Source organism: Agrobacterium sp. CG674 (genome assembly GCF_053521645.1).
Genome location: NZ_JBNWDZ010000003.1, coordinates 437,181 through 462,085, shown reverse-complemented (window position 1 = coordinate 462,085; position 24,905 = coordinate 437,181). Strand labels below are relative to the sequence as shown.

The 24,905-nt window shown below is 55.5% G+C and carries 27 protein-coding genes; 14 read left to right on the top strand and 13 right to left on the bottom strand.

The genetic code is table 11. The annotated features are described in order from the left end of the window. Positions 1 to 98: 98 nt before the first annotated feature. Positions 99 to 608 carry an N-acetyltransferase family protein gene (locus ACQZ51_RS11450; RefSeq protein ID WP_448777277.1) on the top strand — a complete coding sequence of 170 codons (510 nt, stop codon included), beginning with the start codon at positions 99 to 101 and terminating at the stop codon, positions 606 to 608. On the opposite strand, the gene ACQZ51_RS11445 is transcribed toward ACQZ51_RS11450, so the two are convergent. Beyond that, positions 590 to 1,024, bottom strand: a complete 435-nt coding sequence (locus tag ACQZ51_RS11445; RefSeq protein ID WP_448777276.1) for a DUF1294 domain-containing protein — start codon at positions 1,022 to 1,024, stop codon at positions 590 to 592. The genes ACQZ51_RS11450 and ACQZ51_RS11445 overlap by 19 nt on opposite strands. 48 nt (positions 1,025 to 1,072) lie before the next feature. Here ACQZ51_RS11445 and gatB point away from each other — a divergent pair, with 48 nt between their 5' ends. The 4 genes from gatB to ACQZ51_RS11425 all read left to right on the top strand — a co-directional run bounded on the left by gatB (position 1,073) and on the right by ACQZ51_RS11425 (position 4,316). Further along, positions 1,073 to 2,572 (top strand): Asp-tRNA(Asn)/Glu-tRNA(Gln) amidotransferase subunit GatB, encoded by a 1,500-nt coding sequence (gatB, locus tag ACQZ51_RS11440; protein ID WP_448777274.1) that lies wholly within the window; start codon positions 1,073 to 1,075, stop codon positions 2,570 to 2,572. A 126-nt stretch (positions 2,573 to 2,698) separates the two neighbouring features. Continuing rightward, the gene (locus ACQZ51_RS11435; protein WP_448777587.1) at positions 2,699 to 3,196 is read left to right on the top strand and encodes an N-acetyltransferase family protein; all 498 of its coding nucleotides are present in this window, start codon (positions 2,699 to 2,701) and stop codon (positions 3,194 to 3,196) included. Between the two features lie 153 nt (positions 3,197 to 3,349). Beyond that, complete coding sequence (locus tag ACQZ51_RS11430; protein ID WP_448777272.1) at positions 3,350 to 3,748, top strand: NADH:ubiquinone oxidoreductase subunit NDUFA12; 399 nt, start codon at positions 3,350 to 3,352, stop codon at positions 3,746 to 3,748. 130 nt (positions 3,749 to 3,878) lie between these two features. Then, positions 3,879 to 4,316 (top strand): DUF2155 domain-containing protein, encoded by a 438-nt coding sequence (locus ACQZ51_RS11425; protein ID WP_448777270.1) that lies wholly within the window; start codon positions 3,879 to 3,881, stop codon positions 4,314 to 4,316. Between the two features lie 9 nt (positions 4,317 to 4,325). Here the strand turns inward: ACQZ51_RS11425 and aat are convergent, their stop codons facing one another. From aat to ACQZ51_RS11400, 5 genes are all read right to left on the bottom strand, one after another. Then, positions 4,326 to 4,937 (bottom strand): leucyl/phenylalanyl-tRNA--protein transferase, encoded by a 612-nt coding sequence (gene aat, locus ACQZ51_RS11420; RefSeq protein WP_192066472.1) that lies wholly within the window; start codon positions 4,935 to 4,937, stop codon positions 4,326 to 4,328. A 3-nt stretch (positions 4,938 to 4,940) separates the two neighbouring features. Continuing rightward, positions 4,941 to 6,284 carry an acetyl-CoA carboxylase biotin carboxylase subunit gene (accC, locus tag ACQZ51_RS11415; protein ID WP_243256122.1) on the bottom strand — a complete coding sequence of 448 codons (1,344 nt, stop codon included), beginning with the start codon at positions 6,282 to 6,284 and terminating at the stop codon, positions 4,941 to 4,943. A gap of 11 nt (positions 6,285 to 6,295) precedes the next feature. Then, positions 6,296 to 6,781: an acetyl-CoA carboxylase biotin carboxyl carrier protein gene (gene accB, locus ACQZ51_RS11410; protein WP_448777267.1), complete on the bottom strand. Its 486-nt coding sequence runs from the start codon at positions 6,779 to 6,781 to the stop codon at positions 6,296 to 6,298. Between the two features lie 26 nt (positions 6,782 to 6,807). Next, complete coding sequence (gene aroQ, locus ACQZ51_RS11405; RefSeq protein WP_448777266.1) at positions 6,808 to 7,245, bottom strand: type II 3-dehydroquinate dehydratase; 438 nt, start codon at positions 7,243 to 7,245, stop codon at positions 6,808 to 6,810. A 123-nt stretch (positions 7,246 to 7,368) separates the two neighbouring features. Next, a complete protein-coding gene (locus tag ACQZ51_RS11400) occupies positions 7,369 to 8,136 on the bottom strand; it encodes a DsbA family protein (RefSeq protein ID WP_448777264.1) in 768 nt (255 codons plus the stop codon). Between the two features lie 214 nt (positions 8,137 to 8,350). Here ACQZ51_RS11400 and ACQZ51_RS11395 point away from each other — a divergent pair, with 214 nt between their 5' ends. The 3 genes from ACQZ51_RS11395 to ACQZ51_RS11385 all read left to right on the top strand — a co-directional run bounded on the left by ACQZ51_RS11395 (position 8,351) and on the right by ACQZ51_RS11385 (position 11,123). Beyond that, positions 8,351 to 9,463, top strand: coding sequence for a pyridoxal phosphate-dependent aminotransferase (locus ACQZ51_RS11395; protein ID WP_082249972.1), 1,113 nt, complete (start codon positions 8,351 to 8,353; stop codon positions 9,461 to 9,463). 311 nt (positions 9,464 to 9,774) lie between these two features. Further along, positions 9,775 to 10,152 carry a response regulator gene (locus ACQZ51_RS11390; protein ID WP_448777262.1) on the top strand — a complete coding sequence of 126 codons (378 nt, stop codon included), beginning with the start codon at positions 9,775 to 9,777 and terminating at the stop codon, positions 10,150 to 10,152. A 134-nt stretch (positions 10,153 to 10,286) separates the two neighbouring features. Continuing rightward, a complete protein-coding gene (locus ACQZ51_RS11385) occupies positions 10,287 to 11,123 on the top strand; it encodes a response regulator (RefSeq protein ID WP_448777261.1) in 837 nt (278 codons plus the stop codon). 15 nt (positions 11,124 to 11,138) lie between these two features. Here the strand turns inward: ACQZ51_RS11385 and ACQZ51_RS11380 are convergent, their stop codons facing one another. The 3 genes from ACQZ51_RS11380 to ACQZ51_RS11370 all read right to left on the bottom strand — a co-directional run bounded on the left by ACQZ51_RS11380 (position 11,139) and on the right by ACQZ51_RS11370 (position 13,614). After that, a complete protein-coding gene (locus ACQZ51_RS11380) occupies positions 11,139 to 11,729 on the bottom strand; it encodes a carboxymuconolactone decarboxylase family protein (RefSeq protein WP_448777259.1) in 591 nt (196 codons plus the stop codon). Between the two features lie 74 nt (positions 11,730 to 11,803). Continuing rightward, on the bottom strand, positions 11,804 to 13,366 hold the full coding sequence (locus ACQZ51_RS11375) for a phospholipase D family protein (protein ID WP_448777586.1): 1,563 nt from the start codon (positions 13,364 to 13,366) through the stop codon (positions 11,804 to 11,806). A 59-nt stretch (positions 13,367 to 13,425) separates the two neighbouring features. Next, positions 13,426 to 13,614: a hypothetical protein gene (locus ACQZ51_RS11370; RefSeq protein ID WP_042619593.1), complete on the bottom strand. Its 189-nt coding sequence runs from the start codon at positions 13,612 to 13,614 to the stop codon at positions 13,426 to 13,428. Between the two features lie 127 nt (positions 13,615 to 13,741). On the opposite strand from ACQZ51_RS11370, the gene bluB reads away from it, so the two are divergent. Then, entirely contained in the window at positions 13,742 to 14,428 is a 687-nt protein-coding gene (bluB, locus tag ACQZ51_RS11365; RefSeq protein WP_448777257.1) for a 5,6-dimethylbenzimidazole synthase, read from the top strand. 17 nt (positions 14,429 to 14,445) lie between these two features. On the opposite strand, the gene ACQZ51_RS11360 is transcribed toward bluB, so the two are convergent. Both ACQZ51_RS11360 and ACQZ51_RS11355 read right to left on the bottom strand, forming a co-directional pair. Then, entirely contained in the window at positions 14,446 to 15,588 is a 1,143-nt protein-coding gene (locus ACQZ51_RS11360; RefSeq protein WP_448777255.1) for a DUF2865 domain-containing protein, read from the bottom strand. Between the two features lie 121 nt (positions 15,589 to 15,709). Further along, on the bottom strand, positions 15,710 to 18,025 hold the full coding sequence (locus ACQZ51_RS11355; protein ID WP_042619591.1) for an NADP-dependent malic enzyme: 2,316 nt from the start codon (positions 18,023 to 18,025) through the stop codon (positions 15,710 to 15,712). A gap of 217 nt (positions 18,026 to 18,242) precedes the next feature. On the opposite strand from ACQZ51_RS11355, the gene ACQZ51_RS11350 reads away from it, so the two are divergent. Then, positions 18,243 to 19,070 carry a UDP-2,3-diacylglucosamine diphosphatase gene (locus ACQZ51_RS11350; protein WP_448777252.1) on the top strand — a complete coding sequence of 276 codons (828 nt, stop codon included), beginning with the start codon at positions 18,243 to 18,245 and terminating at the stop codon, positions 19,068 to 19,070. A 3-nt stretch (positions 19,071 to 19,073) separates the two neighbouring features. On the opposite strand, the gene dgcA is transcribed toward ACQZ51_RS11350, so the two are convergent. Next, positions 19,074 to 20,057, bottom strand: coding sequence for an N-acetyl-D-Glu racemase DgcA (dgcA, locus tag ACQZ51_RS11345; RefSeq protein WP_448777250.1), 984 nt, complete (start codon positions 20,055 to 20,057; stop codon positions 19,074 to 19,076). A gap of 143 nt (positions 20,058 to 20,200) precedes the next feature. Here dgcA and ACQZ51_RS11340 point away from each other — a divergent pair, with 143 nt between their 5' ends. Genes ACQZ51_RS11340 through ACQZ51_RS11325 form a run of 4 tightly spaced genes read left to right on the top strand, consistent with a single transcriptional unit; the run spans position 20,201 to position 24,216 of the window. Continuing rightward, positions 20,201 to 21,361 (top strand): MlaE family lipid ABC transporter permease subunit, encoded by a 1,161-nt coding sequence (locus ACQZ51_RS11340; protein ID WP_448777248.1) that lies wholly within the window; start codon positions 20,201 to 20,203, stop codon positions 21,359 to 21,361. A gap of 25 nt (positions 21,362 to 21,386) precedes the next feature. Beyond that, a complete protein-coding gene (locus ACQZ51_RS11335) occupies positions 21,387 to 22,205 on the top strand; it encodes an ABC transporter ATP-binding protein (protein ID WP_448777246.1) in 819 nt (272 codons plus the stop codon). A 2-nt stretch (positions 22,206 to 22,207) separates the two neighbouring features. Continuing rightward, complete coding sequence (locus ACQZ51_RS11330; RefSeq protein ID WP_448777244.1) at positions 22,208 to 23,578, top strand: MlaD family protein; 1,371 nt, start codon at positions 22,208 to 22,210, stop codon at positions 23,576 to 23,578. 29 nt (positions 23,579 to 23,607) lie between these two features. After that, positions 23,608 to 24,216, top strand: a complete 609-nt coding sequence (locus tag ACQZ51_RS11325) for an ABC-type transport auxiliary lipoprotein family protein (protein ID WP_448777584.1) — start codon at positions 23,608 to 23,610, stop codon at positions 24,214 to 24,216. A gap of 120 nt (positions 24,217 to 24,336) precedes the next feature. On the opposite strand, the gene ACQZ51_RS11320 is transcribed toward ACQZ51_RS11325, so the two are convergent. Next, positions 24,337 to 24,780, bottom strand: a complete 444-nt coding sequence (locus ACQZ51_RS11320) for a PACE efflux transporter (RefSeq protein WP_448777242.1) — start codon at positions 24,778 to 24,780, stop codon at positions 24,337 to 24,339. Positions 24,781 to 24,905: the final 125 nt, after the last annotated feature.

The following is a 24,905-nucleotide window of genomic DNA, read 5'->3' as shown; positions in this document are numbered from 1 at the left end:
GTTTTGCCTGATTTGAAAGCGAGAGCTGTCGCTGCAACGCGGCGGCTTTCACCCAAGCTTTATCTGCGCGGCTTTCGAACCACAGATGGAGACAGCTTGTGATCCTTATTCGTGCGGCCAAAGAAGCGGACGCAGCCCTGCTGGCAAATATCGGGTTGCGTGCCTGGGTAAACGCCACATCGGCAATTGGCGTGACAGAAGCATTGCGTGACAATGCCCGCGCAGCATTCGAGAGTTTCGCATTTTCAACCTGGCAGGCGATAACCCTGGCAGAGGTGCGGGGTGTTGTGGTCGGTTGGGCCGCCCGTGAACATTTCGATGAGATGATAACCGATTTCTGGGTTGATCCGGCCTACCAACGACAAGGTGTTGGTACAGCGTTACTAGCGAAACTCGAACAGCAGATTGTGGAGCGCGGCTTGCCCGTTGCCGAGCTCGAAAGTCATGCCCAGAACGATCAGGCAGTCTCCTTCTTCCGAAAACACGGTTACAGCGTCAGCTGGTTTTCAATGAAATATTCAACCAAGCTTGATCGTGAAGTGCAGTCGGTGGGCCTTCAAAAACAACTCATTGATATGGATGTGACGGGTTACGGCTTTGGATTTTGAGTCATAGCTGTGAACGCTTCCAATGCAGTTGCGGGCCAGTGCGGCGCAATCAGCAGAGATAAGATGATTCCGATCTGAAGCACGATGATTGCGAGCAGGTAGCTGCGGAACGGTTCTTTTCGGGTTTTATGACGTAGCAATTTCTGCGCCAGCACCGCGCCCATGCTCCCACCCAGAAACGCCAGCCACAGTAACGTGCTTTCGCGCACGCGCCAGCCGCCATTTCTTGCTGCCTCCTTGTCCCACCAATAGATGAGGAAGACGAGCAGGTTGACGGCAAGATAGGTGGCTAGTGCCAATGCGAGGGTGATCATGCTGGCAATGGACGTGAAAATTGTAAAAAGTTGGTGCCCGGCGTGTCGAAATCGGGAGGCCTCGGCTTGTGCGGCGCGACAAGCCTTGCGCCTCGGTGCCAATTGTTCTACCTCAGCATAGACAGAAATTCCGTATTTTATGAGCTTGATATGACCCTTGTAGACGTGCGCACACCAGACCCAAAACGCTTCATTCCCGGCGCGACCGGCGATTGGGAAATCGTCATCGGCATGGAAGTTCACGCTCAGGTTCTTTCCAATTCCAAGCTGTTTTCGGGCGCGTCCACGACATTCGGGAATGCACCGAATTCCAACGTGTCTCTGGTTGATGCCGCCATGCCAGGCATGCTGCCCGTCATCAACGAGGAATGCGTGGCGCAAGCCGTGCGTACCGGCCTCGGGCTCAATGCGCAGATCAACAAGCGCTCCATCTTCGATCGCAAGAACTATTTCTACCCCGATTTGCCGCAGGGCTATCAGATTTCGCAGTTCAAGGACCCCATCGTTGGCGAAGGCAAGATTATCATCTCGCTGGGTCCTGACCGTCAGGGCAACTTCGAAGATATAGAGATCGGCATTGAACGCCTCCATCTGGAGCAGGATGCGGGCAAGTCCATGCACGACCAGCATCCGACCATGTCCTATGTGGATTTGAACCGTTCCGGCGTTGCACTGATGGAAATCGTGTCGAAGCCTGACATGCGCTCATCTGACGAGGCCAAGGCCTATATGACGAAGCTGCGGTCTATCGTGCGCTATCTCGGCACCTGCGACGGCAACATGGACGAAGGCTCCATGCGTGCAGACGTGAACGTTTCTGTCCGCAAGCCGGGCGGAGAATTTGGCACGCGTTGCGAAATCAAGAACGTCAATTCCATCCGCTTCATAGGTCAGGCCATCGAATACGAGGCGCGCCGCCAGATTGCGATTCTCGAAGATGGCGGCTCGATCGATCAGGAAACGCGTCTGTTCGATCCCGGCAAGGGAGAGACACGCTCGATGCGCTCCAAGGAAGACGCGCACGATTACCGCTATTTCCCAGACCCGGACCTGCTGCCCCTGGAATTCGACGATGCCTTCATCGAAAAGATGGGCAAAGACCTTCCAGAACTGCCAGATGACAAAAAGGCGCGTTTCGTGCGCGAGCTTGGTCTGTCGGTCTATGACGCATCGATCCTGGTTTCTGAAAAAGCCATTGCGGATTATTACGAGGTGGTGGCCGAAGGACGCGATGGCAAGATCGCTGCAAACTGGGTCATCAACGATCTCCTGGGCGCGTTGAACAAGTCCAGCAAGAGCATTGAAGAAACACCGATTTCTGCCGATCAGCTTGGCGGCATCATCGATTTGATCAAGGCGAACACAATCTCTGGCAAGATTGCCAAGGACCTGTTCGAAATCGTCTGGAACGAAGGCGGCAACCCGGCTGAGATTGTTGATGCCAGAGGCATGAAACAGGTCACTGACACGGGCGCCATCGAGAAGGCCGTGGATGAAATAATTGCTGCAAACCCGGATCAGGTTGAGAAGGTCAAGGCGAAGCCAACGCTGGCCGGCTGGTTCGTCGGTCAGGTTATGAAGGCCACGGGCGGCAAGGCCAACCCGCAGGCCGTTCAGGATCTGGTGAAGGCCAAGCTCGGCATCGAGTAATAGAACGTGCCCTAGCCGTTGTGCTGGGACTTTTCCCGGTGATGACGGCGAAGGAACAAAGCAGTCAAAAACATTCTTTGCGCCGGGATTACTCCCGGCGTTTTCATTCTGCGACGGAGGTTCATGGTGTTTTTCATACGCACCGCCAGTGAGCGCGATATCGAGCCGGTGAGGGCGCTTCTGGCTCGCACGTGGCATGCTACCTATGATGCGATTTATGGCGCGCCACGGGTCAGTCAATTGATCACGGACTGGCACTCGCCAACCGCGATGAAAGAGCGCGTGCAGAAAAAGGGTGGCGAGTTTCTGGTCGCTGACGATGGAAAGCGCATTGGCGGAATGGGTTATGCCGCCATGTCGAGCAACATGTCGAAGACCGCGCTGCTGCATCAGCTCTATGTCGATCCCCATTTCCAGCGGCAGGGTGTCGGGCGCGATATCTTTGCAGAACTGGAAACATGTTTTCCGGATGCAGAGATCATGCGTCTTGAGGTCGAGCCAAAAAATTCGGTCGCGATAGCTTTCTACGAGGGCCTGGGCTTCACGGAGGTTGATCGAGTCGAGCGGATGGCGGGTGTCGCCGGGTTGCCCGGTATTGCCATGGAAAAGACGCTGGCAAGATAAGCGCAACAATCAACCAAACTGTGTCAGGATCCCGCTGAAATAGCGACCCTGAATGTTGGAAATACTGGACAATTGATGCGTGGAGCGGCATAAGCTTGTGCTGTGCTGCGCACATTTGATCGCTGCGGTGCACTCACAGCCGAGGAATTGACAATGAAGACTCTCCTGACGCAAATCTTCACCTGGTGGAACGGCCAGACAATCGGAACACGCTTTCACACATGGCGTTTCGGCAAGAAGGTTGGACAGGACGAGTTGGGCAACACCTACTATGAGGGTGGTACGACGTCTTGGGGCATGCCGCGCCGTTGGGTGATCTATAACGGTTATGCCGACGCGTCTGCAATCACTCCCGGCTGGCATGGTTGGATGCACTACCGCACCGATGTTCCACCGAGCCAGGAAAGCTACACGGCGCGCGAATGGCAGAAGCCACACCAGCCAAATATGACTGGCACGTCGCAGGCCTATCGCCCGCAGGGTTCTCTGGCCGCCGCAGGCGAGCGTCCACGCGTAACCGGTGACTACGACGCCTGGACACCCGGTAACTGATTGCCTTGGTGCGTGGCGCGCCTGTCTCTAATCTCAGCGCGTCATTATCACCCGTTTTTGCCACATTCCGCCTGTAGGCGTTGAACTTCCGCTAACGTCGCGGAGGCAATATTTCTGGAGACGGTTCCATATGGGAAAATTCACGCGAGATGTTTCTTTGCGTGCACTGGCTATGTCGGTTCTGACGCTATCGGCAATCGCTGGCTTTGCATTTCCCGCTTCCGCCGCCCGCATTGAAAATCGCGTTGCGGTTTTTTCCGGTATCGACAAGATCACAGGGCGCATCACCTCGTTCGACGTTTATCTGAACGAGACGGTCCAGTTCGGCGCGCTTCAGGTTACACCAAAGGTCTGCTACTCGCGTGACGACACCGAAGCGCAGAAGATCGATGCATTTATTGAAGTCGACGAGATCACGCTTGATCGCAAGATAAAGCGGATATTCACAGGCTGGATGTTTGCAGACAGCCCCGGCCTCAATGCCGTTGAGCACCCGATCTATGACGTGTGGCTGACCAACTGCAAGCAGGAATCAGATGTCCCCGCACCAGCGGCCGCGAGCAAATAATCTAACATCTTAAAAGTCGAGATCTGGGCGGTTAACCGCTGGTTCTAGCATTTTCGCATATTCCGCTTTGGGAACATCGATGGCGCCGAACGTCTTCAGATGATCTGTCGTGAACTGCGTATCGAGCAGCGTGAAGCCTTTTTTGTTCAAATGCTCAACCAGATGCACGAGGCAGATTTTCGAGGCGTTCGTGCGTCTGGAAAACATGCTCTCGCCAAAAAACGCAGAGCCTAGAGACACCCCGTATAGACCGCCGACAAGCTCATCGCCATCCCATGCTTCCACGCTGTGGGCGTGGCCGATCTCATGAAGTTCGGTGTAGAGGCGGCGGATTGTTTTGTTGATCCAGGTGCTGGGGCGGTCGGGCGCTTCCTGAGCGCATGAGGCCATCACGCCTTCGAAATTCGTATCGAAGCGGATTTCAAATTGGCTTTTTCGGATGGCTTTGGCCAAGCTCTTGGATACATGAAAATTATCAAGCGGGATAATGCCCCGCATTTCCGGCTCTACCCAGAACAGTTCCGGGTCATCTGCCGAATCGGCCATTGGGAACAGGCCGATGGAGTAGGCGCGCAGCAGAATATCGACGTCTATATCGTTATTTCTGCTGCGCCTTCCCATCTCTTACTTCGCGTCGCCGGCCAGATATTTTTCCAGCCAGTGAATGTCGTAGTCGCCCTTCAGAATGTCTTCGTTCTGCAGAAGATCCTGAAACAGCGGCAGGGTGGTCTTGATACCGTCCACGACGAACTCGTCGAGTGCGCGACGAAGGCGGCGAATGCACTCGTCACGGTTACGCCCATGCACGATCAGCTTGCCGATCATGCTGTCGTAATATGGCGGGATCTTGTAGCCCTGATAAGCGCCTGAATCGACACGAACGCCAAGACCGCCGGGCGTGTGGAAATAGGTCAGCGTACCCGGAGATGGCACGAAGGTGCGGGGATCTTCAGCGTTGATGCGGCATTCGATGGCATGGCCATTGAACTTTACCTCATCCTGCGTAACCGAAAGGCCCTGGCCGGACGCAACGCGAATCTGCTCCTGCACAAGATCCATACCGGTAATGGCTTCCGTGACCGGATGCTCCACCTGAAGACGGGTGTTCATTTCGATGAAATAAAACTCGCCGTTCTCATAGAGAAATTCGATGGTGCCGGCACCGCGATATTTCAGCTTGCGCATTGCATCAGCGCAAATCTCGCCGATTTTCATGCGCTGCTCAACCGTCAACGCAGGTGAGTTGGCCTCTTCGAGAACCTTCTGGTGGCGGCGCTGGAGCGAGCAATCGCGTTCACCCAAGTGGATGGCCTTGCCTTCTCCGTCACCGAAAACCTGAACCTCGATGTGGCGTGGCTTGCCGAGGTATTTTTCCATGTACACCGCGTCGTTACCGAAAGCGGCAAGCGCTTCGGAACGGGCTGTGGAAACGGCCTCTTCAACTTCCGATTCGTCTTTCGCGACCTTCATGCCGCGTCCGCCGCCACCGGCTGTTGCCTTGATGAGAACGGGGAAGCCGATCTTACGAGCGATTTCCAGGGCGTTCTCAGGCTTCACTTCGCCATCAGAGCCGGGAACTACGGGAATTCCGAGTTCAAGAGCGGTCTGCTTGGCAGTGATCTTGTCGCCCATGATGCGGATGTGGTCGGCGGTCGGCCCGATGAAGGTGATGCCGTGCGCATCCAGGATATCCGCAAACTTCGCGTTTTCAGACAGGAAGCCGTAACCGGGGTGAACGGCGTCAGCGCCTGTGATTTCGCAGGCGGCAACGATCTGGTGAATGTTCAGGTAGCTGTCACGCGAAGGCGGTGGGCCGATGCAGACGCTTTCGTCGGCAAGGCGCACATGCATGGCATCTGCGTCAGCCGTGGAGTGCACGGCAACAGTTGGAATGCCGAGCTCCTTTGCAGCGCGCAGAACGCGAAGGGCGATTTCGCCGCGATTGGCGATGAGGATCTTGGATACCATGAAATGAGCCCTTATTCGATAACCACGAGGGCTTCACCATACTCCACTGGCTGCGAGTCGTTCACGATGATTTCTGTCACCTTGCCAGACTTTGGAGCCGGGATCTGGTTCATGGTCTTCATGGCTTCAACGATCAGAATCGTCTGGCCTTCCTTGACGGTGGCGCCGACTTCAACGAACGGGCGTGCGCCAGGAGCGGACGACAGGTAGACGGTGCCAACCATGGGCGACGTTACCGTGTTGGCCGGGTTGCGGGCAGGGGCAGCAGGAGCGGCCATGCCTGGTGCGACTGCGGGTGCTGCAGCAACTGGTGCGGCGGCAGGAGCAGGTGCGTACTGTGTGGGTGCTGTTGCGTAAATCGGCGCAGGTGCTGCACGGGAGACGCGAATGCGCAGATCGTCCTGCTCGACTTCGATCTCGGAAAGGTCGGTGTCGTTGAGAATGTTCGCGAGGTCGCGGATCAGTTCCTTGTCGATACCGTGTTTCTTTTCTGACATGACAAACCCTATTCTGATTGTTTCTTTTATGCCGTGATATTCTTCAAAGCGTTGAGAGCCATGATGTAGCCGTAAGGTCCGAAGCCACAGACCATGCCCTTTGCGGCTGGCGCTATCATCGATTTATGACGGAATTCTTCACGTGCGTGTATGTTGGAAATGTGAACTTCCACGACTGGAACCGATATGGCGCGAATGGCGTCGTGCAAGGCAATTGATGTGTGCCCATAGGCACCGGGATTGATGATGACACCTGCCGCACGTTCGCCAGCCTCATGCAGCAGGTCGACCAGTGCGCCTTCGTGGTTTGACTGATGGCACTCCACGGAGAAGCCAAGCTCTTCGCCAGCTTTCACACAGTCGTTCTCAATGTCCTTCAGCGTCTTGCCGCCATAAATTCCAGGTTCCCGTTTTCCCAACATGTTGAGATTGGGTCCATTGAGGACGAAGATTGTGTTGCTCATTTGTCGTTCCGCCAAAAAATCAGCGCCACCTATAGACCGCGCAACGGCGGAGGAAAAGCCCCGATGCACTCTAACCAGCTGTTGTCCTTAATTTTCAGGCACCAAGCTTCGATTTACACTGATTTACGAGCAGGTCGCCTTGCCACATGTCCGCATGTTAGCAATTTTCTCGCTGAGTGGCGCCGCGCCGACTGCGCCAAATACGGCCTCATTACCAATGACGTAAGACGGTGTGCCGGTGATGCCGAGCTCTGTCGCAAGCTGATAGGCTTCTTTGACCTGCGCGTCATTTTTGTTTTCAGCCATGGATTTACGGATGTCCGCTTCCTTCAGGCCAAGAGATGTTGCGACTTCAATGGCGCTTTCTTCATTGGCGCGGCCAGAGCTTCCAAGCAGGGTGCGCTGGAACTCAGGGTATTTTTCCGGCGCGATTAACTTGACGGCGTTGGAGACTTTATGGGCCTCGACCGATTCAGGCCCGAGGATCGGGAATTCCTTGAGGACGAAACGCACCTTCTTGTCGATCTTCAGAATGGTGTCCACGTCAGCCATAGCGCGTTTGCAATAACCACAATTGTAGTCGAAGAACTCGACCAGGGTGACATCGCCATCCGGGTTGCCAATAGAAAGGTCGTATTTCGATTGAAACAGCGCCTTCTCGTTGCCAGCGACGGCGTCGGCAGCTTTGGCATTGCGTGTCTCATATTGCTTGCGCTCGAGCGCTTCCTGAACTTCCAGCATGATTTCGGGGTTCTCGATCAGGTATTCCTTGATGAAGGCGCCGAACTCTTTTTTCTGCTGCTCATCCAGCGCATGCGCGGGCAGGGATATGAAAACAGTTGAAAGGGCCGTCATGCAGGCAAAAGCCGTGGATTTTAAGAAGGGTGCCATGTCGGTCCTCATCGTTTTGTTGCAAAATGGTGATTCTGTAGTCCCACGCATCTACCCTATTAGCTGCGATTCAGACATCGCAAATTAAATCGATCCGTTGCGATCCCGCCATTGTGAAGACCGCAATAATGCGGCAAATGTCCGACGGTTTTCGAAGAAAGAGCATGCATTGATAACGTTGTCCAAGCGAAGCGCTGTCGAGCCATTTCACGCCATGGATATTCTGGCGGAAGCAAACAGGCGAAGACAAGCAGGACGCCCCGTTATTTCCATGGCTGTGGGGCAGCCTTCACATTCCGCTCCACGCGCTTCGCTGGAAGCCGCCGAAGCTGCGCTCAAGCATGGACGCATTGGCTATACGGATGCTTTGGGCCTTCGCGAGCTTCGCGAGGCCATTGCCGCCAGCTACAGGCTGCGCCATGGTGCGATTGTAGATCCTGCACGCATTGCCGTGACCACCGGCTCCTCGGCAGGGTTCAATCTTGCTTTTCTTGCTCTGTTCGATCCTGGCGACGCCGTTGCCATCGCCCGTCCGGGTTATCCGGCCTATCGAAATATTCTCAAAGCGCTGGGGCTTAAGGTCGTTGAGGTGCCGGTAACGGCGGAGACGGGTTACACATTGACGCCCGCCAGTCTTGAGCGCGCCGAAACCAAGGCTGGATGCAAGCTCAAGGGCGTTTTGTTGGCGAGCCCCGCAAACCCGACAGGAACGGTGACCGGACGCGAAGCCCTTAAGCGCCTGATGTCCTATTGCGACAGCCGCGATATCGCGTTCATTTCAGATGAAATCTATCATGGCCTGACATTTGTCGGCGATGAGACGAGTGCGGTCGAGGTGAGCGACAATGCCATCGTCATCAATTCCTTTTCCAAATATTATTGCATGACCGGCTGGCGTATTGGTTGGATGGTCTTGCCGGAAAAGCTAATCCGTCCCGTCGAATGTCTGGCACAGAGCCTGTACATTTCCGCTCCTGAATTGTCGCAGTTGGCTGCCACTGCGGCTTTCTCCGCAGAGGAGGAACTGGATGTCTACAAGGAAAGCTATCGCACCAACCGTGACTTTCTTTTGACCCGCCTGCCAGAACTTGGTCTGCCCCTGGCATCGCCGATGGACGGTGCTTTTTACGCCTATGTCGATACCAGCCGATATTCCAATGACAGCATGGAGTTTGCCAAACGCATGCTGGCGGAAATCGACGTGGCAGCTACTCCCGGCATGGATTTTGACCCGCTGGAAGGCCACCGCGCATTGCGGTTTTCCTATGCCGGTTCAGTGTCGGACATTGCCGAAGCTGTGGGTCGCATTGCCGGGTGGCTCAAGTAGCGCGGTAACGCCAATGCTGCGTGCTGCGAAAAGCTAAGAAATCGCGGCCACTGGTGCGTTTTTTGCATCGAAAAGCGCGTGTTCCATCACTGGTCAGCATCTGCTTGTCGGTGCAGGAATGCCTCGTTCTGTCCGAGCCTTATCATGAATGAGAGAGGGGAATTTCGCCGTTGCTGTCCCATAATGGAGACTTGTCAGGCCTGATTCAGTCGGGCTTGAAGGAACATGCGGCTCGGGTGGGCGTTGTTCTATCCAAGGTCACGAACTCTCGACGATACGACGCTTGGATGTAAAAACAGGTGGTAGTAGCCATGGGACAGCGCAACGCATATGCCAGACAAGTGGTACTTGTCGTGGAGGACGACCCGCTCTTACGGATGATGGCGGTTGATCTGGTGGAGGATGCAGGCTTCGACGCTGTCGAGGCAACAGGAGCCGATCAAGCCATAGAGATCATGGAAAGCCGCACCGATATCGACGTTCTTTTCACTGATGTCGACATGCCCGGCTGCATGAACGGAGTGGGGCTTGCGAATTGGGCGAGGGCTGTCAGCAAGCCTCTTGGTATTGTCGTCACATCTGGGCATCATACCCCAACCGACCAATCGCTGCCGGTGCGCAGCGTTTTCTTCCCCAAACCTTACGATTTCCAGAAGGTTATCGACACCTTAAAGCTCATGACGGTCTGATTTTTCTGCATAACGGCAGAGAAAATGGTTTGCGAATAGGTAACCATAGTTCGCAAGTCGATTGTGGATTAATTATTCTGAAAATATCAGAGTGTATTGTCGATCTCAAAGCTGGTTTGGTCTTTGGGGGCACTATGAATTTTCTAGGTATAACAGGCATGCAGTATGCCGGCGTGGCATTTGAAAACACGAGAATATTGCTTGCTGAAGACTCAAACGTTTTCACCCAAATGATCGGCGGACGGCTGAATGAATTGCTTGGTCTCTCTGTAGAGATCTGCCGTAACTTCGAAGAATTGCAGGAATGCTATGAGCGTTCTTCGGAAGAGGTCACACTTGCTGTGTCCAACATCAACCTGCCCGGCGCAGAGAACGGCGAAGCGCTGGAATACCTCGTTGACCTTTCCATCCCAACGATCGTTTTTACGAGCACCTTCCACGAAGATACGCGCGAAAAGCTGATCACCAAGGAAGTGGTCGATTATATTCTCAAGGACAATGTGTTCGCAGTCGATATGTTGACGGAATCCGTCTGCCGCTTCCTGACGAACCATCGCCACCATGTGTTGATCGTCGACGACAGCCCAACCGCACGCGCCTTGTTGTCTAGCCGCCTGAAGCGTTACAACTTCCGCGTCAGCCTTGCTGAAAACGGCGCAAAAGCGCTGGAAATCCTGCGCAAGAATCCTGACATCGGCCTTGTTGTGACTGACTATAACATGCCTGATATTGATGGCTTTGAATTGACCCGCCGCATCCGCACCATGCGCGGCTCCCACGAGTTGCGCATCATTGGCGTCTCATCCTCCAACAACCGTCTCTTGTCGGCACGCTTCCTGAAAGCGGGCGGCAATGACTTCATGCTGCGCCCCTTCATTGATGAAGAGTTCTATTGCCGCGTCAATCAGAACCTTGATACGCTGGTTCAGATCCAGGCAGCAAAACTGCTCGGCAAAAAGGCTGCTGCCTGACGTAAGCTGAATAGCTCAGGCGTCTCGTTCAATCGGCCGCCCGAGCGCAAGCTTTTCGGAAAGCTCTGGCCCAAGCTTATCGACATAGGCCTGATCCGGGGACGTGCCCAGCGCATCAAGTGTTTTTGAGAAAAAGCATCTTGCTGCCGCTGCTGCCACGATGTCGAAAATTTCGGCGTCGGTCAGCGCATGGGTTTTTAAGGCGTCAATGTCTGCTTGCGTGATCGAAGTCGCATCACGAACTACTTTTGTTGCGAAAAACATGATTGCGCGCTCCTGTTCATTCAGCGGCGCGTTTTCTGCGTTGTTCACGATGCTGGCCAGCTCCTCAGCACCCAGCCCCTCAGTGGCCAGCACAGAGGCGTGCGCCAGCATGCAGTAGGATGATTTGAGCTCCCGTGCTGCGGCCAGTGTCACGAGTTCATATCTGCGTGGCTCGATATTTCCTCTCAGGCTTGAGAGAAGCGCACTCCAGCTTTCCATGACTTCCGGACGGTGGCCAAAAGCGCGATACATATTGGGCAGGTAACCGTGAGTGCTTTCGGCACTGCGGTACATTTCCGCTATTTTAATGCTCGTTTTGGGGTCGGGCGGCGCGATGAACATCGATTTCTCCTGAATTTCCATAGAGCTAAAATGCCTGAGAGGGAAAATCGATCAGTTCACTTTGCATGTTTTGTTCAGAGTTGAGATTCGAGTGGAAGAAGCCCCATAACGCCGACCAGGAGGCGCCGGCTGAAACTGGCGTAGGGCTCACGGCGGTATCGCTTGGGAACGCCTTTGACCATGCCCGTCCAAGTGACATTTCTGCGCTCGTTCAACGTCAGTTCGAAGCTCATCTGGCGGCTGGTTTCTTCTTTGAAAATCACGTCCATCTCTTCGACGAGCTCAGGAGAGGAAAACAGCATTCCCATTTCCGTATTGAGCGACATGGACCGCGGGTCGAAGTTGAGCGAGCCGATGAAGCCGATTTCACTGTCGCGTGTAAACGCCTTGGTGTGAAGGCTGGCTTGCCCTGAGCCGCGCAGGGAGAAGGACTTGTTCTGGTCAGCCAGCGAGCGGAGTTCGTGGATCTTGATACCGTTGGTGAGGAGCGGCCTGCGATACCGGGAGTAACCGGCATGCACCGCCGCGACATCGGTCGCTGCCAGAGAATTGGTCAGGATGCAAACGGATGCGCCTGAGGCGGAAAGGCGGGAGAAGGTTTCAACCCCCTTCTGCCCGGGGATGAAATAGGGCGATGTGATATTCAACTGCTGTGCCGTGTCTTCCATGACAGGCAGAAGTGTTTCCATCAGGAAATTGTGGCCACTGCGGCGCTTGCCAGCGGCCTTTTCTGCTGGGTCGGCTACCACCTTGGCATTATCAACCCAGTGCAAACTGTCTGACATCAAAAAACTGCCGGAGTGATGCTGACTTTCAACTTTCTCCAGATAGGGGCGTGCGGCGGCTCCTGAAGCCAGCATGTCCATCTTGCGTCTGAGTTTGGCAAGCTTTGAAGGCCGACGCGCTAGAAGCGAACGGACTGGCACGGAGACGGCGCTGTTCCAGTAATCGTCAAAAATCTCCTCGGCGTCTGCAATGCAGTCGCCACGCGCGATGACATCGAAGTCCCGGAAGTTGGCCTGTTCCGCAGCATCGAAATAGGCATCACCGATATTACGTCCGCCCACGATCAAAATGCGGCCATCGGCGATCCAAGCCTTGTTGTGCATGCGCCGGTTGACGCTGCGAAACCGCAGCACCATTTCCAATCCTCGACGAACCACATTTTCCCGAGCCTTCGTGGGATTGAAGAGCCTCAGCTCGATATTGGGGTGGCTGTCTATGGCTTGGAAAACGCGGTCGGAAATAGATACGCCAAGATCATCCAGCAACAAGCGGACCCTGACACCACGATCCGCGGCGGCTATAACCTCACGCATCATGAGCTGACCGGTGAGATCGGCATTCCACATGTAATACATGAGATCAAGGCTTCGGCCTGCCGCGCGCGCTGAGTTTACCCGTGCTGCAAAAGCGGCCATGTTGGACTGGATTAAAGACAGTGCATTTGCGTGGCTCTGTTCGCGCCTGATATCCGTCCAGTGTCTGTCGAGAGGTGTCGCGTCATCGCTCTTCGGAAGAGCGGTCGTTGCGATTTTGATGATGAGTTTGTCGCGATGGCGCGACGCGAGAATGATACTCGCGAGAATGGCGACAACGACGCTGATACATATAAGGATGAGCGAATTCTCAGTTATGACATCACCCGCATACTCTCCAATTATCAGCCCATCCCCGCCTAGATATCTGGTTTCGATCAGTGAATTTCAATGGAACGCTTGTCGGCTTCCTGTTTGATTATGTCTTCCACCACCTGCCGTGTCAGGTCTGCGTCGGCCAGAAGATAGGCGTCTGCCAGCTCGAAAATCGACTTTGGCCCCTCGGAGCTTTTGAGTGTGTCTAGGTCCTGGCCGATCTGTTGACGCAATTCCGTATAGCAATCCATCTGCATTCTCCTTTTCGTCTAGAATGCGAGAGGCGGGGTCGCGGTTCCGACCAATCCGGGAAAAGCAGTGCTTGCTTGCGCGTTTTATTGATAAGCGGCATAAGCCCTGTATTGTTGGGGATTGACGATGCAGGATGATGATTTTCAACATGCGGTGCGGAAGGCACAGGCATTTTCAGACATAGACAAGGCGGCGGTATACCGAGCGATTGAAACCAGACGCGACGTTCGCGACCAGTTTCTGCCGGAGCCACTGCCGGATGATCTCGTAGCGAAATTACTCGCTGCTGCCCATGCAGCGCCGTCGGTCGGGTTCATGCAGCCTTGGAACTTCACACTTGTAACGAACCCTGCCACCCGCCAGCGGGCCTATGAAGCCTTTTGCCGCGCCAATACAGAAGCGGCGGACATGTTTGCCGGCGAGCAGCAGGATCTTTATCGTAGCCTGAAGCTTGAGGGCATTCGCAAAGCGCCGCTTTCCATCTGTGTGACTTGCGATCCGACGCGGGGTGGTGACGTCGTTTTGGGCCGGACCCACAATCCGCGCATGGATGTGTACTCCACCGTCTGCGCCGTACAGAACCTATGGCTTGCTGCGCGAGCAGAGGGTGTTGGCGTGGGCTGGGTCAGCATCTTTCACGATGCCGATATTCGCGAGATTCTCACGATCCCGGATCACATCGAAATCGTCGCGTGGCTCTGTCTTGGTCGGGTTGATGAACTGTACACCGAGCCGGAACTTGCGGTGAAGGGTTGGCGGCAAAGGCTGCGGCTTGAAGACCTCGTCTTTCAAGACAGATGGGGCCAGAGGTAAGGGCAGGGCGCTGCCACTTACTGCTGCTGCGGTTGGGCGCCCTGAAGAGCCGGGTTCTTAAGGTCGATCCGGCTTGCTTCTTCCTGCAGGAACTGGGGTCCGACGATTCGCACCTTGTTTTTAGCAGGATCATAATCGCGCTCAGGGATCGGCTCAGCCTTCTCCACCGGCTTGGTCTCCGCAGGTTTTGGCGCTGTGTCACCTTTCGGTGACGGGATGGTGGTGATGCTGGCAGAGCTTTGCGCAGGCGTCGATTGCGGTCCGCTTGCCTTGCCATCCTGCTTCTTCATCGGGTCGCCATTGGCGGTCATATTGCAGCTGCAGGAGGGGGAACGATTGGCGGTGGTGCTGTTTCGATAAGCGAATGCGGTTGGCATGGAAGCATAGGGCTGGCCGGTTTTGGCAGAAACCATGTCCGCGCTCTCCTGGCCCTGAAGCTCATGATAAAAAAGCTCGGTCTGTGTGCCCGGGCACATTCTTTCGCATTGCGCGGCCTGATCTTTGAAATCGAGCGGCGTCGCATCCGATGAAATCGGGAAGAACGCGCCATCGCATGTGCGAACGCAAAGGGTTCTCAGGCCTCCTTGCATTGGCATATCGGGCGTTGGTGCGTAGTCCTGATTGTCTGCCGCGCCATACCCGCCAATGGGCTCTTGCATGTCGGGATTTTCAGATGGGTCCGTGGTGCTATAGTATGGCTGTTCGTCGTAGCATCCCTGCGCATTGAGCTCGGCCAGAATGCGATCTCGCGAGCCTTGCGCATTTTCGCTCCGCTGGTCGGCAAGCATGCGGTTGCGGTCTTGCGCGATCATGTCCCGTTCGGCTTCTGCCTGCTCCAGCGCATAGCCAATCTCGCCACATAGCTCAGCATTGGGATTGCCATAGGTGATGATGCTTCCGGAGGTGCAGCCATAGCCACGCATGTCATTCTTGATACGCCGGATCAGAATGTTCTGTTGGGCCAGCGCATTGGCGATCCGCCGCACCTCTGCGGTGTTGCCAAATGTCTGCCTTGGCTGCTGTTCCAGCTGCGAGCGAAGCGTCTCGCACACATCGTTTGCTTGCACCGTTGCGGGCGCAGCCAGCAGGAGCAAGGCAAGTGTGCCGATCATGCGGTGTCGGCGCGGGATCAATTGTCCGTCCGTTTCCTGTCCTGCCATGGTGCAGGTCATATCCTGTAATCGTCACCCGCAGGATGCGGATGACGTGCTTTAGTTCAGGATAACATAAGGCTCCACCTCAAAGCGGCAAGGCCGTGTTCAAAATTATGTTAACCCGCGATTACACCGAAGGGTGGGAAGCCTGCACCGCAGCCAGCGCTGCCATGTTGACGACGCCACGCGATGTCACCGTTGGTGACAGGATGTGAACGGGAAGTGCCGAGCCCAGCAGGATTGGCCCAACGTGCAGGCCTTCGGTCATCGTCCTGACAACACCGAGGGTGATGTTGGCCGAATCGAGGTTCGGGAACACCAGAAGGTTTGCCTCACCAGAAAGGGAGCTGTTGGGCATTGCACGCTTGCGCAGCGATTCCGAAAGTGCTGACCCGCCCTGCATTTCGCCATCGATCTCAAGTTCTGGCGCTGCGCTGCGCACCATTTGCAAGGCACGGCGCATTTTGCGTGCGCTTTCGGAATCGCGAGATCCGAAATTGGAGTGGCTGACGAGAGCGATCTTTGGCGTGATGCCGAAGCGTTTGATTTCCTTGGCTGCAAGGATTGCAAGCTCCGCCAGATCTTCAGCCGCTGGTTCGTAATTCACGAAGGTGTCGGTGAGGAAGATTGCGCCTTGCTGGGTAATGAGCAGGCTGAGGCCGCCAAATGTGTGGGCACCCTCGCTCTTGCCGATGATCTGGTTCACATCCTTCAAATGGCGGTCGAAGCGACCTTCGAGGCCGCATATCAGGGCATCCGCTTCGCCACGCTTGACGGAGAGAGCGCCGATGACGGTGCTGTTGGTACGAACAATCGTGCGCGCCGCTTCCGGGTTGATGCCGGCACGACCGACCAGCGCAAAGTAGTCATCCACATAGTCACGGTAACGTGGATCGTCTTCCGGATTGACCACGGCAAAGTCTGCGTTCGGGCGAATACGAAGGCCGAAACGCTTCAGGCGCGCCTCGATGATTTGCGGACGACCAATGAGAATAGGGACGCCTGTGCCTTCTTCCAGCAGAACCTGTGCGGCGCGCAGAACGCGTTCATCTTCACCTTCTGCGAAAATGATGCGCTTCTTTTCTGCGGTCTTCGCCAGATTGAAAATTGGCTTCATGATGAAGCCGGAGCGCCAGACAAAGCGGTTCAGCTGATCGAGATAGGCGTCGAAATCTGTGATGGGGCGTGCGGCTACGCCGCTAGCAGCGGCAGCACGTGCCACCGCAGGAGCGATGCGCAGGATGAGGCGCGGGTCAAAAGGTGAGGGGATGAGATAGTTCGGTCCGAAGATTGGCGTCTCGTCGCTATAGGCTTTGGCGGCGACTTCCGAAACTTCTTCACGCGCCAGTTCCGCAATCGCGTGAACCGCGGCCATCTTCATTTCTTCGTTGATCGTCGTCGCGCCGCAATCCAGCGCACCCCTGAAGATGTAGGGGAAGCAGAGGACGTTGTTGACCTGGTTAGGAAAGTCGGAACGACCGGTGCAGATCATCGCATCGGGGCGCGCGCTGCGGGCCAGTTCCGGCATGATCTCAGGGTTAGGATTGGCGAGTGCCAGAATGAGAGGCTTTTCAGCCATGCGGGCCAGAAGCTCCGGCTTCAGAACGCCAGCGGCAGACAGGCCGAGAAACACATCGGCGCCATCAATGGTTTCGTTCAGGACGCGCTTATCGGTCTTCTGCGCGTAGATCTCTTTCCACTCATCCATCAAGGTGTTGCGTCCTTCATAGACGAGGCCTTCAATGTCGTGCACCCAGATGTTTTCGCGCTTTGCGCCTAGCACGACCAGCAGGTTGAGGCAGGCGAGGGCTGCGGCACCCGCGCCCGACGCAACGATCTTAACGTCACCTATTGATTTGCCAGCCAGTTCTAGCGCGTTCGTCACGGCAGCCGCAACGATGATGGCTGTGCCGTGCTGATCATCGTGGAAGACGGGAATATTCATCTTGGCGCGAAGCTGGCGCTCGACTTCGAAACACTCCGGTGCCTTGATGTCTTCTAGGTTGATGCCGCCGAAGGTGGGCTCGAGCGCCGAAATGGTCGACACCATGTCATTGACGCCCGGTGCGTCGATTTCGATATCGAAAACGTCGATGCCTGCGAATTTCTTAAACAGGACGGCCTTGCCTTCCATGACTGGTTTGGAGGCCAGTGGACCGATATTGCCAAGGCCCAGCACCGCTGTACCATTGGAAATCACCGCAACCAGATTTGCGCGTGCCGTATATTCTGCAGCCATTTCAGGGTTTTCATGAATGGCGAGGCAAGGGGCAGCAACGCCCGGGGAATAGGCGAGCGCCAGATCGCGCTGGTTGCCAAGCGGCTTGGATGCCTGGATTTCCAGCTTACCGGGGCGAGGATAACGGTGATAGAAAAGCGCCTGTTCTTCCAGATCCGCATTGGGGTTCTTGTCTTGCGTCTTGCCCGTGTCCTGAGAACTCATTCTATCACCGCTTTATTTCAAGTTTCTGGGAGGCCTTTGCATACAACAATCAGGCAGTGCGTACAGCCGTTTATTTCATCTGGACTGCGCAAAATCCGTACATTCGAAGTTGCGTAAAAAGCACGCCGATCTGCGGAAATGGCGCTTTGTCATCTTGCTGAAACACGAGTCTGGTTTTGCAGAGGGAGAAAGTTGCCGAGACAGAGGGAACCATTCCATGGCCGCGCAAACCGAAGCCAGGCAGTTCAGAACGCTTTTCATCTCAGATGTGCATCTTGGCTCCAAGGCGGCCAAGACAGATTTCCTTCTGGATTTCTTGCGCCATCACGAGGCTGATACCATTATCCTTGTTGGCGATATCATCGATGGATGGCGCCTGCGCCGCAACTGGTACTGGCCACAGGGCTGCAACGATGTTGTGCAGAAGCTGCTGCGCAAGGCGCGCAAGGGTACACGCATTGTCTATATTCCGGGAAACCACGATGAATTTCTCCGGGAGTTTCCAGGAACCCATTTCGGCGGAATAGAAGTTGCCGAACGAATGATCCACGAAGCGGCTGACGGTAAGAAGTACCTCGTCATCCATGGTGATGAGTTCGACGTGGTGGTTCGCAACGCCCGTCTGTTAGCCTATCTGGGTGACTGGGCCTATGACGCGGCAATTGCAATCAATGTTCTGCTCGCCGCCGTGCGCCGCCGCATTGGCCTGCCTTACTGGTCCTTCTCAGCCTGGGCCAAGCTTCAGGTTAAGCATGCGGTCAACTTCATTGGCGAGTTTCAGCGTGTGGTGGCAGATGAAGCACGTCGCAACAACGTCGATGGTGTCATCTGTGGTCACATCCACCATGCCGTGATGCAGGATATAGACGGTATCCGTTACATCAACACCGGCGACTGGGTGGAGAGCTGCACAGCCGTTGCCGAGAATGCCGACGGAACCTTTGAGCTAATTACGTGGATGAAGTCCGACGAGCAGCTCGAAACGACGGTGCATGAGCTGGAGCCCGTCAATATTGCTGGGCTGATCGGCCAACGGGCAGCGTGAGGTTCAGCCCCAGAGCTCCGGCTCTGGCGGGAAAACGAGTGATCCTTCATAGCGAAGGCCCGGAACACGATCCCGCGCCAGCAGGAGAGGACCGTCGAGATCTGCAAATGCCGTGTCCTGAGCAAGCATGAGGGCAGGCGCCATGCCGAGCGAGGTGCCCAGCATGCAGCCGACCATGATGGTGTAGCCGAGCCGTTCGGCCTCTTTCTTCATGGCGAGTGCTTCCGTCAGGCCACCTGTCTTGTCTAGCTTGATATTAATGGCATCATATCGATCTCTTAAGGAGGCGAGATCCGCCGTGTGGTGGACACTTTCATCCGCACAGATCGGCACCCGGCGCTTGATGCGCGAAAGGATAGAATCCTTTCCCACAGACAATGGCTGCTCGATGAGCGCGATGTCCAATTCCTCTGCGACGGCAAGATGGTACTCAATATTGAGTTCGGTCCACCCCTCATTTGCATCGACGATGATGCGTGCGTGGGGAGCCGCTGCCCGGACGGCGCGAAGGCGCGAGGCGTCATCCTCTGTTCCGGTCTTGATTTTCAGAAGCGGGCGCGATGCATTCTCCGCTGCCTTGGCCGCCATCGTGTCCGCATCGCCCAGCGATATCGTAAACGCTGTGATAATGGCTTGCGGCTCTACGGAAAGCAGCGACGCGGAAACGGACTTGCCGGATTGTTTTGCTTCGAGATCCCATAAGGCGCAATCCACCGCATTGCGCGCGGCACCTGGCTTCATGAGGCGCTGGAGTTCCATCCTGTCGATGCCGCTCGAGATCGCATCTGACACGGCGCTTATATCGGCCAGGACACCCTCGACTGATTCGCCGTAGCGGGCGTAAGGGACACATTCGCCCCGTCCGATGAAGCCGTTTTCCGTGATGGTACACGCCACGACCACCACTTCTGTCCGACTTCCGCGAGAAATGGTGAAACTTCCGGCGACGGGAAAGGCCTCCGCTGTGGCTTCAAGGTAACGGCTCATCGAATTTAACCTTTCGTCTGATGTAAAATCCGGTTGCCAACAACAAATGATCGGAATCTGACGTGATCCCTGTGGCCTGGTGATCCGTCAATGGATATGAGTCGTTACTCATTTATTAATAGGCTGCATTCGCTTGGAGCAAGATGCAAGAACTTGAGGCACAGCAAAAGGCGCAACCGGCAGCGATCGTAGCGGATGACAACGCAGATCGTGGCGCTGCGCGCTATGTTCTGAGCGGTTCCTGGCGCAACGCCAATGTCTCGCCCGTTCTCGCAGACATTGAGAAGATCGAGACTTCAAAATCCTCTGGGCCTGTAACGATTGACCTTTCGGGTGTCGAGGACATCGACACCACGGGCGCGTGGCTGCTGCGCCGGCTGCGCAACCGGATGGACAAGTCTGGTACAGAGGTCGCGTTTGAAGGCAATGAGCGCTTCGAAGCAATTATCGCGGGTCTGCCGGACCAGGCACCTCTGCCGCCAAAGAATAATAACAAGATCGGTGTTGTTCAGCGCATATTCGATCCTATCGGCAAGAATGTTGTGCAGGCTGGCGCGGACTTTCTGGCGGGCATGTATATTCTCGGCTCTGCCGTGCGCGGTGCGCAGATGAAGCTGGGGCGCGGGCGCGGGGTTTCTCCTGCAGCCATCGTCAACCAGATCGATCACATGGGCGTTCGCGCTGTTCCGATCATCCTTTTGATGTCGTTCCTCATTGGCGCTATCATCGCGCAGCAGGGCGCGTTCCAGCTGAGATATTTCGGCGCTGAAGTTTTTGTGGTCGATCTCGTCGGCATTCTGCAATTGCGTGAAATTGGCGTGCTTTTGACCGCCATTATGATTGCTGGCCGGTCCGGTAGCGCGATTACCGCAGAAATCGGCTCCATGAAAATGCGCGAGGAAATCGATGCGCTGAAAGTCATCGGGCTCAATCCGGTAGGCGTGCTGGTCTTTCCAAGGCTGGTGGCGCTGACGATTGCGCTGCCGCTGTTGACGATTATCGCCAACTTCGCCGCATTGTTTGGCGCTGCTGTCGTTTCGCTCCTTTATTCCGGCATAACGTTTGAAGTGTTCGTATCCCGCCTGCATTCAGCCGTGGAGGCTTCGACAATTGCTTCCGGCATGATCAAAGCGCCGTTCATGGCGCTGATCATCGGCATTGTCGCGGCGGTGGAAGGCATGAAAGTTGGCGGAAGTGCCGAATCTCTTGGCCAGCACGTGACATCATCCGTGGTCAAATCCATTTTCGTCGTCATCCTGGTCGATGGCGTCTTCGCCATCTTCTACGCAGCCATCGATTTTTGAGGGAGAGGCTGTGCAAGAGCAGGCATTGAAAACCGAAAAGAAAAAAGCAGACCGGGAAGTCATTCTCTCGGTTGAGGGCGTGACTGTTGCGTTTGGTGACAAGGTGGTCCTCGATAACCTTGATCTTGATGTCTACCGTGGAGAAATTCTCGGTTTTATCGGGCCTTCCGGTGCCGGTAAATCCGTACTGATGCGGGCCGTTTTGAGGCTTCTTCCGCGTCAGGGCGGAACCATCAAGATACTCGGAACGGATTATGACAAGGCGACGGACGAAGAGCGGATGGGGCTCGACACGCGTCTGGGTGTTCTCTTCCAGCAGGGTGCGTTGTTTTCCGGCTTGACCGTGAAAGAAAACATTCAGCTTCCCATGCGCGAATATCTGGATCTGCCGCAGCAGTTGATGGACGAGCTTGCTGCCATCAAGATCGAGATGGTCGGTTTGGCCCCTGATGCGGCTGACAAATACCCGTCTGAGCTTTCGGGCGGCATGATTAAGCGCGCTGCATTGGCGCGCGCTCTGTCGCTGGATCCCGATCTGGTGTTTTTGGATGAGCCGACCTCTGGACTTGATCCTATCGGTGCAGCGGAATTCGATATGCTGATTGCGCGTCTGCGCGATTCGCTGGGTTTGACCGTTTATATGGTCACCCACGACCTGGACAGTCTGTTCTCGGTCTGCGACCGCATTGCCGTTCTTGGCGATAAAAAGGTTGCTGTAGAAGGTACACTCGAGGAAATGTTCGAAAGCGACGATCCTTGGGTTCAATCATATTTCCGCGGAAAGCGGGCACGCGCCGTTGTTCTTCCCGACGGCACGCAACACATTCCGGGGAGTGACGGATAGCCATGGAAACCAAGGCAAATTACACCATCGTCGGAATTTTCACGCTGATCATCATCGCAGCCGCCTTCGGCTTCGTGTACTGGATGGCGGAATTCGGACGGGGCGGTCCAACTGCACAATTGACGATCCGTATTCCGGGCTCTGCCAACGGCCTGTCCGTCGGTTCGCCGGTTCGCTTCAACGGTATTCCCGTGGGCACAGTGCGTGGCCTTTCTATTGACCGCGACGACCCGGCCTATTCGATCGCATTTACGGAAGTGCAGGCCGATGCACCCGTGTTTCCATCCACCCGTGCCGTGCTTGAAATTCAGGGCTTGACGGGTGCTGCCTATATCGAACTATCAGGCGGTCGCAACAATGAAGAGCGTATCCTGCAGAAGTCGTTCGACACTGGCGTGCCTGCAGAACTGACGGCTGACCTATCCAGCGTGACCAACCTTCTGGCAACAGCGGACAAGATCCTGCGCCGCGCCGATGGCGCTATCGGTGAGTTGCAGGGCTTTGTGCAGGATGCGCGCGGACCTTTGACACAGACCGTGCGCAATGCGGAGAAGTTCTCCAATGCGCTGGCTTCCAATTCCGATGGTATCGAGAATTTCATTTCCAGCCTGAGCTCACTGTCCACGACAGTTCAGTCGGTCTCTGTCCGTCTAGACAGCACACTCACAGCGGTTGAAGACCTTGTGAAGGCTGTCGATTCGCAGAAGATCGACTCCATTCTGGCCAATGTCGACAAGGTGACGTCAGACGTGGCAGCATCGTCTGGCGGCATTCAGGACGTGATGGAAACGGTGCAGCGCACTTCGCGCAATTTCGAACAGGCTAGTTCCGAGGTTCAGGTCGTGGTGAAGAGGGCTGACGAGCTGCTGGCCTCGGTTGACCCGTCAAAGGTTGGCAATGTGGTCGACGACGTGTCCACCGCCACTGCCGATGCGCGTCAGGCAATGTCGACATTCCGCCAGATTGCAGACGACGTTGGCACGCGCCGCCCGGATATCGATCAGGCAATTGCTGATTTTACCGATATGTCGCGCAAGCTGAACCTCGCTTCCAGCCGCGTCGATGGAATTTTGGCGAAAGTTGACGGACTGCTTGGAACCGATGATGCCAATTCGCTATTCTCCAAGGCTCGTGAGACATTGGCATCGTTCAAGGCTGTTGCCGATAATCTCAACGCACGTATCGGTCCGATTGCAGACAATCTCGCGCGCTTCTCAGGTTCCGGCTTGAAGGATTTCCAGGCGCTGATTGGCAGCACTCGCCAGACCGTCGACAATCTGAACAACACCATTTCGAATTTTGATCGCGATCCGCAGCGACTGATCTTCGGTGGCGAAAACGTAAAACAATATGACGGCCGTACAAGGCGTTGACGGGAGGTACGACTTTGAAAATTTCGTTGATGCGCGGGCAGGCTTCCTACCGGTCGGGCAGCAAAGCGCTCGTCACGTTACCTGTGCTTGCAGCTTTGCTGGCAGGCTGCGGTGGTAGCGCCAAGAATGACACATTCGATCTGTCCGTGACGTCTACGTCCGTCACGCAAGGTCCTACACTGCGCTCAAGGCAGTTGCTGATCGCGGATCCGACCGCGTTGAAGGCATTGGACAGTGAGAACATTGTGGTGCGTCTGTCAGGCTCCGAGATGCAGTATCTCGCGGGATCGCAGTGGAGTGACCGCTTGCCGCGCATGGTCCAGTCGAAGCTTGTTGAAGCGTTTGAGGACACGGGCAAGCTCGGGGGCGTCGGTCGTCCTGGCCAGGGCCTCGCCATCGACTATCAGGTCGTGACGGATATTCGCGCATTCGAGGTCGATACGACGAAGAACGTCGCCAATATCGAGATTTCGGTAAAGTTGCTGAACGATAAGAACGGTACTGTGCGGGCGCAGGAAGTGTTCCGCTCCAGCGCCCGTATCAACGGTTCCGGCAACGCCAATCTGGTCAAGGGTATAGACAGCGCGTTCGCTGGTGCAACCCGCGACATCGTCGCCTGGACGCTCAAGTCACTGTAAAAGGCAGAGAAGCAGGTCTGAGTGTCCTTCACTCCTACTGCTCTGTGTCAGCCAGTTCAAAAAGAAAACGTCGCGTACAGAAACTGTACGCGGCGTTTTTATTGTTGTTCTGATAGCAGCCTAGATCTGCTCTGCAGAGGAGGCTGTCTTCCATTCCGGTAGAGGAAAAAGCCTGTCGTAGCACCAGTTGAAAACGAAGGCGTAGACGACGTAGAAGAGCGCGAAGGATATGTCCATCACCAGCGCGTGCATGATGCTGATCCCGAGATACCACGCGATAAATGGCATGAGGACAATCAGCAGGCCGAGTTCAAACATGACGGCATGCGCAACACGGATGAGCGTGGTTTTCTGCGTCGTACCCTTCACGCGCTGCATGGCATGGTCGAAGCCCAAATTGTAAATGTAGTTCCATGCAGTCGCAATTGTGGCGCTGACGACGCCGACGACGCCGATATCTTCGGCCGGCATGCTAAACACGATAGCGCCAAGCGGTATGATGATAATAAGGCCGATGATTTCAAAGCTGAGGGCGTGGCGGATACGATCCTTGATCGTGCGCATCGATAACTCCCGTATTTTTCCGGGCCGTCCCGACTGCTATCACCACCTTGGCCGAGGTCGTCCTCGTACTTCCAATATAAAACCCTGAGCCAATTTCTTCAAGACAGCATGAGGCCGCAAAAGAA

Coding starts and splice junctions, on each gene's coding strand:
- gatB (WP_448777274.1), top strand. CDS start 1,073: ATGACCCTTGTAGACGTGCGCACACCAGACCCAAAACGCTTCATTCCC.
- ACQZ51_RS11430 (WP_448777272.1), top strand. CDS start 3,350: ATGAAGACTCTCCTGACGCAAATCTTCACCTGGTGGAACGGCCAGACA.
- ACQZ51_RS11425 (WP_448777270.1), top strand. CDS start 3,879: ATGGGAAAATTCACGCGAGATGTTTCTTTGCGTGCACTGGCTATGTCG.
- aat (WP_192066472.1), bottom strand. CDS start 4,937: ATGGGAAGGCGCAGCAGAAATAACGATATAGACGTCGATATTCTGCTG.
- accC (WP_243256122.1), bottom strand. CDS start 6,284: ATGGTATCCAAGATCCTCATCGCCAATCGCGGCGAAATCGCCCTTCGC.
- accB (WP_448777267.1), bottom strand. CDS start 6,781: ATGTCAGAAAAGAAACACGGTATCGACAAGGAACTGATCCGCGACCTC.
- aroQ (WP_448777266.1), bottom strand. CDS start 7,245: ATGAGCAACACAATCTTCGTCCTCAATGGACCCAATCTCAACATGTTG.
- ACQZ51_RS11400 (WP_448777264.1), bottom strand. CDS start 8,136: ATGGCACCCTTCTTAAAATCCACGGCTTTTGCCTGCATGACGGCCCTT.
- ACQZ51_RS11395 (WP_082249972.1), top strand. CDS start 8,351: ATGGATATTCTGGCGGAAGCAAACAGGCGAAGACAAGCAGGACGCCCC.
- ACQZ51_RS11390 (WP_448777262.1), top strand. CDS start 9,775: ATGGGACAGCGCAACGCATATGCCAGACAAGTGGTACTTGTCGTGGAG.
- ACQZ51_RS11385 (WP_448777261.1), top strand. CDS start 10,287: ATGAATTTTCTAGGTATAACAGGCATGCAGTATGCCGGCGTGGCATTT.
- ACQZ51_RS11380 (WP_448777259.1), bottom strand. CDS start 11,729: ATGTTCATCGCGCCGCCCGACCCCAAAACGAGCATTAAAATAGCGGAA.
- ACQZ51_RS11370 (WP_042619593.1), bottom strand. CDS start 13,614: ATGGATTGCTATACGGAATTGCGTCAACAGATCGGCCAGGACCTAGAC.
- bluB (WP_448777257.1), top strand. CDS start 13,742: ATGCAGGATGATGATTTTCAACATGCGGTGCGGAAGGCACAGGCATTT.
- ACQZ51_RS11360 (WP_448777255.1), bottom strand. CDS start 15,588: ATGGCAGGACAGGAAACGGACGGACAATTGATCCCGCGCCGACACCGC.
- ACQZ51_RS11355 (WP_042619591.1), bottom strand. CDS start 18,025: ATGAGTTCTCAGGACACGGGCAAGACGCAAGACAAGAACCCCAATGCG.
- ACQZ51_RS11350 (WP_448777252.1), top strand. CDS start 18,243: ATGGCCGCGCAAACCGAAGCCAGGCAGTTCAGAACGCTTTTCATCTCA.
- dgcA (WP_448777250.1), bottom strand. CDS start 20,057: ATGAGCCGTTACCTTGAAGCCACAGCGGAGGCCTTTCCCGTCGCCGGA.
- ACQZ51_RS11340 (WP_448777248.1), top strand. CDS start 20,201: ATGCAAGAACTTGAGGCACAGCAAAAGGCGCAACCGGCAGCGATCGTA.
- ACQZ51_RS11330 (WP_448777244.1), top strand. CDS start 22,208: ATGGAAACCAAGGCAAATTACACCATCGTCGGAATTTTCACGCTGATC.
- ACQZ51_RS11325 (WP_448777584.1), top strand. CDS start 23,608: ATGCGCGGGCAGGCTTCCTACCGGTCGGGCAGCAAAGCGCTCGTCACG.
- ACQZ51_RS11320 (WP_448777242.1), bottom strand. CDS start 24,780: ATGCGCACGATCAAGGATCGTATCCGCCACGCCCTCAGCTTTGAAATC.